The organism is Polaribacter dokdonensis (genome assembly GCF_024362345.1).
In the GTDB taxonomy this organism is placed as follows: domain Bacteria; phylum Bacteroidota; class Bacteroidia; order Flavobacteriales; family Flavobacteriaceae; genus Polaribacter; species Polaribacter dokdonensis.
The window spans coordinates 1,467,513-1,481,558 of sequence record NZ_CP101505.1 but is presented as its reverse complement, the minus strand read 5'-3'; the positions used below and the strand labels follow the sequence as shown (position 1 = coordinate 1,481,558).

The following is a 14,046-nucleotide window of genomic DNA, read 5'->3' as shown; positions in this document are numbered from 1 at the left end:
GATGAGGCTTTTTTGTTGAACTATTTTTTCTATCCTAAAAATGGATATTTATAATCTTGTGGAGTAACAAAAGTTTCTTTTATTAATCTTACAGATGTCCATCTTAATAAGTTCTGAGCAGAACCAGCTTTGTCATTTGTACCAGAAGCTCTTGCTCCTCCAAATGGTTGCTGACCTACAACAGCTCCTGTTGGTTTGTCATTTATATAAAAGTTACCAGCAGCGTTTTCTAAGGCTTTAGAAGCTTGCTCAACAATATATCTATCAGTAGAAAAAATTGCACCTGTTAAAGCATATTCAGTAGATTGATCTACTAACTCTAAAGAAGCTTCCCACTTTTCGTCTTCATAAATATAAACAGTCATCACTGGTCCAAATAACTCAGTTGTCATTGTTTCGTAAGTAGCATTTTTAGCTAAAATTACTGTTGGCTCAATAAAGTATCCTTTAGATTTATCATGTCCACCACCAATAATAATTTCTGCATTTTCGTTTTCTTTTGCTGCATCAATATATTTTGCAATTTTATCAAAAGAACCTTCATGAATTACTGCATTTACAAAATTATCTGGATTTTCTGGAGAACCCATTTTTAATTCTGATGTTTGCTTTTTTAAGTGTTTTAAAACATCATCCCAAATAGAAGCAGGAATGTAAGCACGTGAAGCAGCAGAACATTTTTGACCTTGATATTCAAAAGAACCTCTAGTAATTGCTGTTGCTACTTGTAAAGGGTTTGCAGAATTGTGAGCCCAGATAAAATCTTTACCTCCAGTTTCTCCTACAATTCTTGGATATGTTTTATACGTATGTATGTTGTTACCAATTTGTTTCCAAAGATTTTTGAACACAGTTGTAGATCCTGTAAAGTGTAAACCAGAAAAATCTGGAGAAGATAAACATGCATCAGAAATCATAACAGGATCTCCATAAACCACATTAATTACACCATCAGGTAAACCAGCTTCTTTAAATAAATCTACAATAACTTGTGCAGAATATGCTTGATGATCAGATGGTTTCCAAACTACAACATTACCCATTAAAGCTGCTGCTGCAGGTAAATTTGCTGCAATAGAAGTAAAATTAAAAGGCGAAATAGCATATACAAAACCTTCTAAGGGTCTATACTCAACTCTGTTCCAAATTCCAGGAGCAGATTGTGGTTGGTCTTTAAAAATATCAGTCATGTACTGAACGTTAAATCTAAAGAAATCGATCATTTCACAAGCTGCATCAATTTCTGCTTGATGCACGTTTTTAGATTGTGCAATCATAGTAGAAGCATTCATTCTTGCTCTATAAGGCCCAGCCAATAACTCAGCTGCTTTTAAGAAAATTGAAGCTCTTTCCATCCAAGAAACAGAAGACCAGGCTTCTCTAGCAGCTAAAGCTGTAGAAATTGCTTCATCTACATGGATTTGATCAGCTGTATGATATTGCCCAACAACATGTTGATGATCATGAGGAGGTGTAATGTTTTTAGTATTACCTGTTCTTACTTCTTTACCATTAATATGCATTGGCACATCTACATTGCCATTAAACATTTCTTTATAAGTTGCTAATAACTCTTCTCTTTCTGGAGAGCCAGGTGCATACCCTTTAACAGGTTCGTTTACTGCAACTGGAACATTAAAAAATCCTCTTGCCATTTGTATAAATTTAAATTTTATTCGATTATTTTATACTACAAAGTTACCAATTTTAAATCAAACGATTTTGTAACTTGCCACTTCATTTTAGCCGATTATAAATGTGTACAGTTACTTTTTTGCCTTTAGAAGATAATGGTTTTATACTTACTTCTAACAGAGATGAAACTCCTTTAAGAAAAACGATTCCACCTAAAAGTTACCTAGAAAATGGAGTAGAGGTAACCTATCCAAAAGATGTAGTTGCTGGAGGTACTTGGATTGGAACAAGCTCAAAAGACAGAGTTGTTTGTTTACTAAATGGAGGTTTTAAGAATCACAAACGAAATTTGCCTTACGGATTAAGCAGAGGAGTAATTGTAAAAAATGTTTTAACTGCTGATGATGCAGAAGTATATATAAATAGAATAGGTTTAAATAATATAGAACCTTTTACATTAATTTTATTAGACTGGAAAGTTGAGTTAAAAGCATTCGAATTAGTTTGGGATGGAGAAACTAAACATTTTAAGAAATTAGAAAACGAACCAAGAATTTGGTCATCATCAACCTTGTATGCAGAAGATATGAAACAACAAAGACAAGGTTGGTTTAAAAATTGGTTAAAAAACAATGCAAATTTTACAGCTGAAAATATTTTAGGTTTTCATAGTAATACTGAATTGGGTGAGCCAGAGGTTACCATAAAAATGAAACGTAATTTAATAGAAACAGTTAGTATAACATCGATAACTAAAATACAAGATCAATTAAATATGAATTACATAGATTTACTATAATTTATTTTTGAGCTGCAATCATCATGTGAGGACTAAAAGGCAAAAGATATTCATCATTTTCTGTTAGTTCTTGTAACGTTTTTAACGTCTTTGATTTCTTTTTATCTAACATGTTTGCAAAATATTCGTTGTCTAGCCAAATCATGCCTTCTACTGCAGAAAGATTTAAAATTTTAAAATTGGTTTCTAAAAATTCTGATTTTAAATCTTGTGGTTTATGATAATAAGCATCAGCCAATAAGAAAGGAAAATCTTTAGGTGCATTATGAATTCCTGAAGTTAATTCTTCTTTACACATTTCAAAAAATGAATTGGCATGAATCATTCCATTCATTAAACCTACTACAGTAGATGCAGTTGCATTTATAGCAAAAGCTAAAACAATTCCGCCTTTTTTTAGAACTCTTTTTGCTTCGTTGATGGCACTTATTCTATCTTCTCTTTTTTGTAGATGATATAGAGGTCCATGCAGAATTACAATATCTGCAGTTTCTTGTTTTAATGGTAAATCTTTAGCTTCACCAACAGTAACCGAAAATTTATTTTTAAGTTTATTTGCTCTCTTCTTTGCTAGCTTTATGTGTTTTTCTACTGGTTCTATTAAATGAACTATGTGCCCCTCTTTTGCTAGCCACTCACTATACTTACCTGTTCCACCTCCAACATCAATAATGTTGCAATTTGGTTTGGAAATGTGTTTGGTTATTAATTCTTTAATACGTTCAAATTCAAAAATACCCATGCCTTTTTCAAGACGAGTTTCTTCTGAAGCTTTGTTGTAGAAATTTTCGAGCTCTTTGCTAATTAATTGTTTTTTGCTCACCTAAAACTTAATCTTTTAAATGTGTTTTGAAAAAATCCATAGTTCTTGTCCATGATAATTCTGCAGCAGCCTCATCATATCTTGGTGTAGTATTGTTGTGAAAACCATGATTTACATCAGGATAAAAATGAGCTGTGTATGTAACTTCATTTTCTTTTAAAATCTTTTCATAGTCTGGCCAACCAGCATTTACTCTCTTGTCTAAACCTGCATATTGTAAAAGTAAGGGAGCTTTAACTTTGGCTGCATCTTCAGCAGCAGGTTGTCTGCCATAATAAGGTACAGAAGCTGCTAACTCTGGAATTCTTACAGCTAAAATATTTGAAATATAACCTCCAAAACAGAACCCAACAACACCTATTTTACCATTGCAATTTTTATGGTTTTTTAAATAGTTATAGCCAGCAATGAAATCTTCAATCATTTCATCTCTATCTCTTTTTCTTTGCATTGCTCTTCCTTCATCATCATTTCCAGGATAACCACCTAAAGGCGCTAAAGCATCTGGAGCCAATGTGATGTAGCCATCTAAAGCAGCTCTTCTACCAACATCTTTTATATAAGGGTTTAAACCTCTATTTTCATGCACAACCAAGATTCCTGGTAGTTTTTTATTATCATTTTTAGGAATCGAAAGCAGGCCTTTCATTTTTTGACCACCTTTTGGAGATTCGTAATCTATCATCTTTGAATCTAATCTTGGGTCATTTGGTTGTACTAAAATGCTATCAATATAATTTGGCGTAATAAAACTTAATAAAGCTGGCAGTGTAATTGCGCCAACAGCATATAAAGATAATTTCGCTAAAAACTCTTTTCTGGTTAATTTGTTATGAGCATAATCATCATATAAATCAAATACTTCTTGTTTAATGTCTTCTTTTTTTAACTGCATAATTTGTGTTTTAGATGATGATTTAACTCTTCTAAATGTACTTAAATAAATTAGATTTTTGAGTTATTTAGACCTAGAACCTACAAATTGGTCTGATTTTACTTTAAACAAAACATTAAAAGTGGTTAAGCTTCCATAAATTCTGGTGATGTATTGTTGCAAGTCAATTTTGTCTTGATCATCTAGTGTTTTGCTAGAGTTAATTTTTTGTTCCATAACTCTAATTCTATCTCTAACCATCACTATTTTATGAAAAAACGTATCAATAGGTATTTCTTTATCAGCTAAGTTAGAATCAGCAGGTCTAAAGATTAAAGTCCCATTTTTCCATCTGTCTGCAATTGGTGCAATTTGAGTAACATCGCTCCATTTTTGTAATAAATTTTTGAGTGATTTTTCAACCTCATAAAAACTTATAGTATCCACTTCATCCTCTACAGCTTCTATGATTTCAAAATCGCTATCAATATCTATGGTTTCTAATCCGTTTTTTATAAAAGTTACCCAATAATGTTTGCTGGTAACGTTGGTTACAACTCCTGTTCCATATGTTGAGTGCTCAATTCTTGAACCTATTCCTAATAATTTCATTTATTATTTTTTGAATTTTGATGAAATTATGAAATATTTAATAGTTTAAAAATTATAATGATTAATTTTATTACACTTTATGTGATATAATATTAAAATAATTAAATGGATTAATAGGACATTTCTTTTGATTATGTCTCCTTTAAAAAAACATATTTTATGTAAAACGTTTGTTTATGGGAGTCCAGTTTTAACAGTGCTTTTTTAGTCTTACCTAATAGAAAAAATTGATTTCCAGAAATCAATACAATAAAAAATCCATACAATTTGTATGGATTTTTAAATTCTTAAAAAGTTGTTGCCTTCTACATATTTCTTCTATACTGTCCACCAACTTTAAATAAAGCCTCTGTAATTTGGCCTAAGGAACAAACTTTAGTTGCTTCCATTAGTTTGTCAAAAAGATTCTCATTATTAATGGCAGCCTCTTGTAAAATAGCAATTTGTGAAGCTACTTTCTTAGGATTGGCTTCATTCAACAATTCCTTGGTTTTTATCTGCTGCTGCTTTTCTTCTTCTGTTGCTCTAATTACTTCTGCAGGTTGCACTGTAGGTGATCCTTTAGAACTTAAAAAAGTGTTTACACCAATAATTGGAAACTCTCCTGTATGTTTTAAAGTTTCATAATACAAGCTTTCTTCTTGTATTTTAGAACGCTGATACATGGTTTCCATAGCTCCTAAAACGCCTCCTCTTTCTGTAATTCTATCAAACTCTAACAATACAGCTTCTTCAACTAAATCTGTTAACTCTTCAATAATAAAAGCACCTTGAATTGGGTTTTCGTTTTTAGATAAACCTAACTCTTTATTGATGATTAACTGTATAGCCATGGCTCTTCTTACAGACTCTTCTGTAGGTGTTGTAATGGCTTCATCATAGGCATTTGTATGCAGTGAATTACAATTATCATTAATAGCATATAGAGCTTGCAATGTTGTTCTTATATCATTAAAATCAATTTCTTGTGCATGTAAAGAACGCCCAGAAGTTTGAATATGATATTTTAACATCTGTGCTCTTGGATTGGCTCCATATTTATTTTTCATGGCTTTTGCCCAAATTTTACGAGCAACTCTACCAATAACTGAATATTCAGGATCTATACCATTTGAAAAGAAGAACGATAAGTTGGGACCGAATTTATTAATATCCATTCCTCTACTTAAATAATATTCTACATAAGTAAATCCATTAGACAATGTTAATGCCAATTGTGTAATAGGGTTTGCACCTGCTTCTGCAATATGATATCCAGAAATAGAAACCGAATAAAAATTACGTACTTGTTTTTCAATAAAATATTCTTGCACATCACCCATTAATCTAAGGGCAAATTCTGTAGAAAAAATACAAGTATTTTGTGCTTGATCTTCCTTTAAAATATCTGCTTGTACAGTACCTCTAACCTGTGCTAAAGTATCTTTTTTAATTTGTTGATACACATCAGCAGGTAAAACTAAATCTCCTGTTAATCCTAAAAGCATTAACCCTAAGCCATTGTTTCCTTCAGGTAAATTTCCTTGATAAGTAGGTCTTTCAATTCCTTTGTCATCATAAGTTTCCTTGAATTTTGCTTCTACGTCAGCTTCTAGACTATGTTCTTTAATGTATTTCTCACAATTTTGATCAATAGCTGCATTCATAAAGAAGCCTAATAACATTGGTGCAGGGCCATTAATAGTCATAGAAACAGATGTCATATTGTGGCTTAAATCGAAACCAGAATATAATTTCTTTGCATCATCTAAACAGCAAATAGAAACACCTGCATTACCAATTTTACCATAAATATCTGGTCTATGACCAGGATCATTTCCATATAAAGTAACAGAATCAAAAGCGGTAGAAAGCCTTTTTGCATCCATTCCTAAACTTACATAATGAAAACGTCTGTTAGTTCTTTCTGGGCCACCTTCTCCTGCAAACATTCTTGTAGGATCTTCACCTGTTCTTTTAAAAGGATATAAACCTGCTGTGTATGGGAATTCTCCAGGAACATTTTCTTGTAAATTCCAACGTAATAAATCTCCCCAAGCTTGGTATTTTGGTAAAGCTACTTTCGGAATTTGTGTATGAGAAAGTGATTCGCTATGTGTTTGTATTTTTATTTCTTTATCTCTTACTTTAAAAGAGTAAATTGGGTCTTTGTATTTCTGAACCTTTCCTTTCCAGTTTAAAATGATTTCCCAATTGTATGGGTTTAAGTTCATTTTTACTTTTTCGAATTGAGCCAAAAGTAATTTAACGAATTCTTCATCTTCTTTTACTTGACTTAAAATCTCATCAGAATCTAAACCAGTTTTAGTAAGTGCTACAGAAGCATTTGTAATCGATGTTATAGTTTGATGAATTCCATATAATTTTTGAGCTACTACTACTTGCTTATCAACCTTATCATCATAAGATCTGTTATTTTCTGCAATTTCAGATAAATAACGAACTCTGGCTGGTGGAATTACAAATATCTTTTCAGACATTGCTGTTGTAATTTCCATTTTAGAATGTAAATCAGCTTCCGTATTTTCTACTAATTTATCCATTATACGTTTGTATAACGTATTCATTCCTGGATCATTAAATTGTGATGCAATAGTTCCAAATACAGGCATGTCATCCATATGTACATCCCATAAATTATTATTACGCATGTACTGCTTTTTTACATCACGAATTGCATCTAAAGCGCCTCTTTTGTCAAATTTGTTGATAGCAACTAAATCTGCAAAATCTAACATATCAATCTTCTCTAATTGTGTTGCTGCACCAAATTCTGGAGTCATTACATATAAAGAAGTGTCAGAATGTTCTATAATTTCGGTATCAGATTGCCCAATACCAGAAGTTTCTAAAATAATTAAATCGAATTCTGCAGCCTTTAAAACTTGTACTGCTTCATTCACATATTTAGATAAAGCTAGGTTAGATTGACGAGTTGCTAAAGAACGCATATAAACACGCTCATTATTAATTGCATTCATTCTAATTCTATCACCTAAAAGTGCACCACCTGTTTTTCTTTTTGATGGATCTACAGAAATTAAACCAATTCTTTTTTTAGGAAAATCGATTAAAAAACGTCTTACCAATTCATCAACTAAAGATGATTTACCTGCACCACCAGTACCTGTAATACCTAAAACAGGAGTTTTTGATGTTGTATTTTTTGTATGAATTTTATCTAAAGTGTCTTTTGCTATTTCAGGAAAATTTTCTGCAGAAGAAATTACTCTTGCAATAGCGCCAATTTCTTTATTTGCTAATTCTTCTAGTGTTACATTTAATTCATCTCCAATCGCAAAATCAGATTTTTCAACTAGGTCATTAATCATACCTTGTAAGCCTAATTCACGTCCATCATCAGGTGAATAAATTCTGGTAATTCCATAATCCATCAATTCAGCGATTTCTTCTGGTAAAATTACTCCACCTCCACCACCAAAAATCTTGATGTGTTCTGCACCTTTTTCTTTCAAAAGATCATACATGTATTTAAAATACTCATTATGACCACCTTGATAAGAGGTAATTGCAATAGCGTTTACATCTTCTTGAATAGCACAATTCACTACTTCTTCTACAGACCTATCATGCCCTAAATGAATTACTTCTACACCTGTAGATTGAATAATTCTTCGCATAATATTTATGGCAGCATCATGCCCATCAAAAAGAGCAGCAGCAGTTACAATTCTTACTTTATTTTTAGGTTTATAAGCAGGTATTTGTTCCATTCGTAATAAATCTTTGAATTTAGTGCTGCAATTTACGAAAATCTTAAAAAATTAAACGATTCTTTATGAGTTTTAAAATAGCTTTAACGTTAGTGCAGAATTTGGGAGTTTTTGGCATGCTTATTGCATCTTATTTTAAAATATAACCTATTAAAAACTATATATCTATGAAATATTTTAAACCCTTATTACTTGCTTTAGTAGTTATGTTGAGTTCTTGTAATACTGTAAAAGTAGTTACAGACTATGATACCAAAGCAGATTTTAAAAAATATAAAACGTTTGCTTTTTACAAAACAGGAATTGACAAAGCAGATATTTCTAGTTTAGATAAAAAGCGAGTTTTACGATCTATTGAAACAGAATTATTAGCTCAAGGTTTTACCAAGTCTGATAATCCAGATATGTTGGTTAGTATTTTTACAAAGTCTAGAAGAAAAGTTAATGTAAACCAAAACAATATGGGTTATGGTTTTGGATGGGGTTGGAATCCTTGGATGTGGAATGGCATGAACAATAATGTAAATGTTACTGAATACACAGAAGGAACACTTTTTATAGACTTTATAGATAAAGACAAGAAAGAATTAATTTGGCAAGGGATAGGAACAGGAGCATTAAAAATGCAAAATGTAGAAAAGAAGGAAGAGAGAATTCGATTATTTGTTAAAGAAATTATCTCTAGATATCCTCCAAGTCAAGAATAATAGAAATTATTCTGCATAAAAAAACTCCGAAATTTTATTTCGGAGTTTTTCATTTTTATAAACTTTTAGTCTAGCTGATGTTAGCAGACTTAACAGTCTTAATAATTCTACCAGCAATTTTATATGGATCTCCATTAGAGGCAGGTCTTCTGTCTTCTAACCAACCTTTCCATCCTTTTTCTACTGTAATAATAGGTATTCTAATTGATGCTCCTCTATCAGAAACTCCATAAGAGAAATCATTAATTGAAGCAGTCTCATGATCACCTGTTAAACGTTGGTCATTAAACTCACCATAAACAGCAATATGCTCTTTTACAACTGGTCTAAATGCTTCACATATTTTCTCATACGTTTCTTGAGAACCACAAGTTCTTAAAACGGTATTAGAGAAGTTTGCGTGCATACCAGAACCATTCCAGTCCATATCTTTACCTAATGGTTTTGGATGATATTCTATGTAGTAACCATATTGCTCAGTTAATCTGTCTAATAAATAACGAGCAATCCAAATTTCATCACCAGCTTTTTTAGCACCTTTTGCAAATAATTGGAATTCCCACTGACCTGAAGCAACTTCTTGGTTAATACCTTCAAAGTTTAAACCAGCATCAATACATAAATCTGCATGTTTCTCTACTAATAATCTTCCATGAGTATTTTTACCACCTACAGAACAGTAATACATTCCTTGAGGTGCAGGATAACCACCAATTGGGAAACCAAGAGGTAATTGTGTTTTTGTATCCATGATAAAGTATTCTTGCTCAAAACCGAACCAGAAATCGTTATCTTCATCTTCAATTGTAGCTCTTCCATTAGAAACATGTGGAGTACCATCTGCATTTAAAACCTCAGTCATTACTAAATAACCATTAATTCTTGCAGGATCTGGATAGATTGCAACTGGTTTTAATAAACAGTCAGAAGAACCTCCTGAAGCTTGTTTTGTAGATGATCCATCAAAAGACCACATACCTAATTCTTCAACAGTTCCTTGAAAATCGTCATGCTCTTCTACTTTGGTTTTACTTCTCATGTTTTGAGTTGGAAAGTATCCATCTAACCAAATGTATTCTAATTTAATTTTTGCCATAATTCTTGAGTGTAAGATGTTAATGGTACAAAAATCAAATATTTTAATTTGATATCAAAAAAAAAGGGGGTAAAAATTGAAAAATGATATAAAAAAAACTTTATCCCTAATTTTTAAGGGGTATCTTTGCTTAATAATTAAAATAGACCTTTAAAATTTAGATTATGTCAACAATTAGATTTGCTGCATTACAAGAAACTTTAAATAGAAAGCCAGTTTCGATTACAGAAAAAGAAAGAAGATCTGTATTGTTTGGTCAGAATGTTTTTAATAAACATGCCATGCAACAGTACTTAACAAGAGCTGCTTATGACAGTGTGATTAATGCAATAGAGAAAGGAACAAGGATAGATCGAAAAATTGCAGATCAGGTTGCAGTTAGTATGAAAGATTGGGCAATTTCTAAAGGTGCTACTCATTATACACATTGGTTTCAACCATTAACAGGAGCTACTGCAGAAAAGCATGATGCTTTCTTTGAATCTATAAATGGTGGTTTAGCCATGGAGAAATTTGATGGTAAACAATTAGTGCAACAAGAACCAGATGCATCTAGTTTTCCTAATGGAGGAATTAGAAATACTTTTGAGGCAAGAGGTTATACAGCTTGGGATCCAACATCGCCAGCTTTTATTTATGAGACTACATTATGTATACCTACAATTTTTGTTTCGTATACAGGTGAGGCTTTAGATAATAAAACACCTTTGTTAAGAGCTTTGCAAGCTATAGATACACATGCAACTGCTGTATGTAAATATTTTGATAAAAATGCATCTAAGGTAAATGCAACTTTAGGTTGGGAGCAAGAGTATTTTTTAATTGATGATGCACTTGCCAACTCAAGACCAGACTTAATTTTAACAGGTAGAACATTATTGGGTCATATACCTGCTAAAGGTCAGCAGTTAGATGACCATTATTTTGGAACAATACCTGCAAGAGCCATGAGTTTTATGCAAGATTTAGAGCAAGAATGTATGTTGTTAGGTATTCCTGTAAAAACAAGACATAATGAAGTTGCTCCAAATCAATTTGAATTGGCGCCAATTTTTGAAGAAGCTAATTTGGCTGTAGATCATAATTCTTTATTGATGGATGTTATGGAAAAAGTTTCTAAACGTCATCATTTTAAAGTATTATTTCATGAAAAACCGTTTGCAGAAATTAATGGTTCAGGTAAGCACAACAATTGGTCATTGTCTACTCCTGATGGCACCAACTTGTTGAGTCCAGGAAAAACACCAATGAAAAACTTACAGTTCTTAACCTTTTTTATAAACACCATAAAAGCGGTTTATGAGAATGAGGAGTTGTTAAGAGCATCTATAGCATCTGCAAGTAATGATCATAGGTTAGGAGCTAATGAAGCACCACCTGCAATTATATCAGTATTTATAGGTAGCCAATTGTCTAATGTATTAAACGAATTAGAAAATGTTACTAAAGGGAAATTATCACCTGAAGAAAAAACCGATTTAAAATTAAATATTATAGGTAAGATTCCAGAAATTCTATTAGATAATACAGATAGAAATAGAACTTCTGCATTTGCATTTACAGGAAATAAATTCGAGTTTAGAGCAGTAGGTTCTTCTGCAAACTCAGCAATACCAATGACAGTTTTAAACACTATAGTTGCAAAACAATTAAAAGAATTTAAAATTGAAGTAGATGCTTTAATAGATGATAAAAATCTTAAAAAAGATGAGGCCATTTTTAATATATTAAGAGAATATATTAAAGACTCTAAAAATATTCGTTTTGAAGGAGATGGTTATGGAGATGCTTGGGAGAAAGAAGCTAAAAAACGAGGCTTAAGTAATAACAAAACTACGCCAGAAGCACTACAAGTAAAAACAGCTAAAAAAACGGTTGCTTTATTTGAAGAAATGGAGGTGTTGAATAAAGTGGAGTTAGAGGCTAGGTATGAAATAGATATTGAACAGTATACCAAAAGACTGCAAATAGAAAGCAGAGTTTTAGGAGATATTGCAAGAAATCATGTAGTGCCAACTGCAATCATTTATCAAAATACGTTGTTAGAAAATACTAAAAACTTGAAAGAAATTTTTGGTGATGAATTTAAAAAAATAGCTAAAGAACAAATTGAGTTGATTATGATTATTTCTAATCATATTACAGAAATTAATGCATTAACGCTTAAAATGATAGAAGAGCGAAGAAATGCAAAAGGCTTAAAAGGCTTAAAATCTGCACAAGCCTATAGCAAAAAAGTAAAACCATATTTTGCACAAATTAGATTGCATTGTGATAAGTTAGAAACCATGGTAGATGATAATCTTTGGCCATTAACAAAATATAGAGAATTATTGTTTACAAGATAATAGAAATGATCCCACTTTTAAGTGGGATTTTTTTTGTAAAACACTAAATTTGCAGCATAATATTATAATATGAGTCAAGAAGTTTCAAAACGTTACGCACAAAGAGGAGTATCTGCCTCTAAAGAAGATGTACACAATGCTATAAAGAATATAGACAAAGGTTTGTTTCCAAAAGCGTTTTGTAAAATAGTGCCAGATTATTTAACAAATGATGATGATTATTGTTTAATAATGCATGCAGATGGTGCAGGTACAAAATCATCTTTGGCTTATATGTATTGGAAAGAAACTGGAGACATTTCTGTTTGGAAAGGCATTGCTCAAGATGCCTTAATTATGAATATTGATGATTTACTTTGTGTAGGTGCTACAGATAATATTATGTTATCATCTACCATTGGTAGAAATAAAAGTAAAATTCCTGGAGAAGTATTATCAGCAATTATAAATGGAACAGAAGAGTTAATTGAAGATTTAAAAAAATTCGGAGTTACTATTCATTCAACAGGTGGAGAAACTGCAGATGTAGGTGATTTAGTGCGTACCATAATTGTAGATTCTACAGTAACTGCAAGAATGAAACGTGCAGATGTTATAGATAATGCAAATATAGAAGCTGGTGATGTAATTGTTGGTTTAGAATCTTTTGGACAAGCAACTTACGAAACAGAATATAATGGAGGTATGGGTTCTAATGGTTTAACTTCTGCAAGACATGATGTTTTTCATAAGTATTTGGCAGACAAATATCCAGAAAGTTTTGATGCAGCTGTTCCTTCTGATTTAGTGTATTCAGGAAATACAAAATTAACAGACGAAGTTGAGAATTCACCTATTGATGCTGGTAAATTGGTTTTATCACCAACAAGAACGTATGCACCAATCATTAAAGAAATCTTAAATAATTTTACCTCCAAAGAAGTACATGGAATGATTCATTGTTCTGGAGGTGCACAAACAAAAATTTTACATTTTGTAGATAATTTACATATTGTAAAAGACAACATGTTTGCAATTCCACCATTATTTAAATTGATACAAGAACAGTCTAAAACAGATTGGAAAGAAATGTATCAGGTATTTAATTGTGGTCATAGAATGGAAGTTTACGTAAAACCAGAAATTGCAGAAGACATTATTAAAATTTCTAAGTCTTTTAATGTTGATGCAAAAATTGTGGGTAGAGTAGAAGCGTCATCAACCAAAAAATTAACGATTACAAGCGAGTTTGGTACTTTTGAGTACAAATAAGTTTATATTACTTTTTCATCCTTTTAAATTTTAACATAAGATTTCTCATATAAAATATAAGATTTCTCAATTTTTTATAATTTAGAGTAATCAATTTAAAAGATTAGATAAAGCAGTTTTTATAACTACATTTTTTCTAAAATTAATTGAATTAATCTCATTTTAAT

The 14,046-nt window shown here is 31.5% G+C and carries 10 protein-coding genes; 4 read left to right on the top strand and 6 right to left on the bottom strand.

The genetic code is table 11. The annotated features are described in order from the left end of the window. Positions 1-29: 29 nt before the first annotated feature. A complete protein-coding gene (pruA, locus tag LPB302_RS06615; RefSeq protein ID WP_053974310.1) occupies positions 30-1,655 on the bottom strand; it encodes an L-glutamate gamma-semialdehyde dehydrogenase in 1,626 nt (541 codons plus the stop codon). 101 nt (positions 1,656-1,756) lie between these two features. On the opposite strand from pruA, the gene LPB302_RS06610 reads away from it, so the two are divergent. After that, positions 1,757-2,434: an NRDE family protein gene (locus LPB302_RS06610; protein ID WP_053974311.1), complete on the top strand. Its 678-nt coding sequence runs from the start codon at positions 1,757-1,759 to the stop codon at positions 2,432-2,434. 1 nt (position 2,435) lies between these two features. Here LPB302_RS06610 and LPB302_RS06605 read toward each other — a convergent pair whose 3' ends face one another. From LPB302_RS06605 to LPB302_RS06590, 4 genes are all read right to left on the bottom strand, one after another. Further along, on the bottom strand, positions 2,436-3,257 hold the full coding sequence (locus LPB302_RS06605; RefSeq protein WP_053974312.1) for a class I SAM-dependent methyltransferase: 822 nt from the start codon (positions 3,255-3,257) through the stop codon (positions 2,436-2,438). A gap of 7 nt (positions 3,258-3,264) precedes the next feature. Beyond that, positions 3,265-4,155, bottom strand: coding sequence for a dienelactone hydrolase family protein (locus tag LPB302_RS06600; RefSeq protein WP_143032669.1), 891 nt, complete (start codon positions 4,153-4,155; stop codon positions 3,265-3,267). 60 nt (positions 4,156-4,215) lie between these two features. Continuing rightward, positions 4,216-4,743, bottom strand: coding sequence for a DUF8685 domain-containing protein (locus tag LPB302_RS06595; RefSeq protein ID WP_053974314.1), 528 nt, complete (start codon positions 4,741-4,743; stop codon positions 4,216-4,218). 305 nt (positions 4,744-5,048) lie between these two features. Then, on the bottom strand, positions 5,049-8,477 hold the full coding sequence (locus LPB302_RS06590; RefSeq protein ID WP_053974315.1) for a methylmalonyl-CoA mutase family protein: 3,429 nt from the start codon (positions 8,475-8,477) through the stop codon (positions 5,049-5,051). A 167-nt stretch (positions 8,478-8,644) separates the two neighbouring features. Here LPB302_RS06590 and LPB302_RS06585 point away from each other — a divergent pair, with 167 nt between their 5' ends. Continuing rightward, positions 8,645-9,184 (top strand): DUF4136 domain-containing protein, encoded by a 540-nt coding sequence (locus tag LPB302_RS06585; RefSeq protein ID WP_053974316.1) that lies wholly within the window; start codon positions 8,645-8,647, stop codon positions 9,182-9,184. Between the two features lie 70 nt (positions 9,185-9,254). Here the strand turns inward: LPB302_RS06585 and LPB302_RS06580 are convergent, their stop codons facing one another. After that, positions 9,255-10,280 (bottom strand): glutamine synthetase beta-grasp domain-containing protein, encoded by a 1,026-nt coding sequence (locus tag LPB302_RS06580; protein WP_053974317.1) that lies wholly within the window; start codon positions 10,278-10,280, stop codon positions 9,255-9,257. A 164-nt stretch (positions 10,281-10,444) separates the two neighbouring features. Here LPB302_RS06580 and LPB302_RS06575 point away from each other — a divergent pair, with 164 nt between their 5' ends. Then, entirely contained in the window at positions 10,445-12,628 is a 2,184-nt protein-coding gene (locus LPB302_RS06575; protein WP_053974318.1) for a glutamine synthetase III family protein, read from the top strand. 69 nt (positions 12,629-12,697) lie between these two features. After that, entirely contained in the window at positions 12,698-13,879 is a 1,182-nt protein-coding gene (locus LPB302_RS06570) for an AIR synthase related protein (protein ID WP_053974319.1), read from the top strand. Positions 13,880-14,046 lie beyond the last annotated feature (167 nt).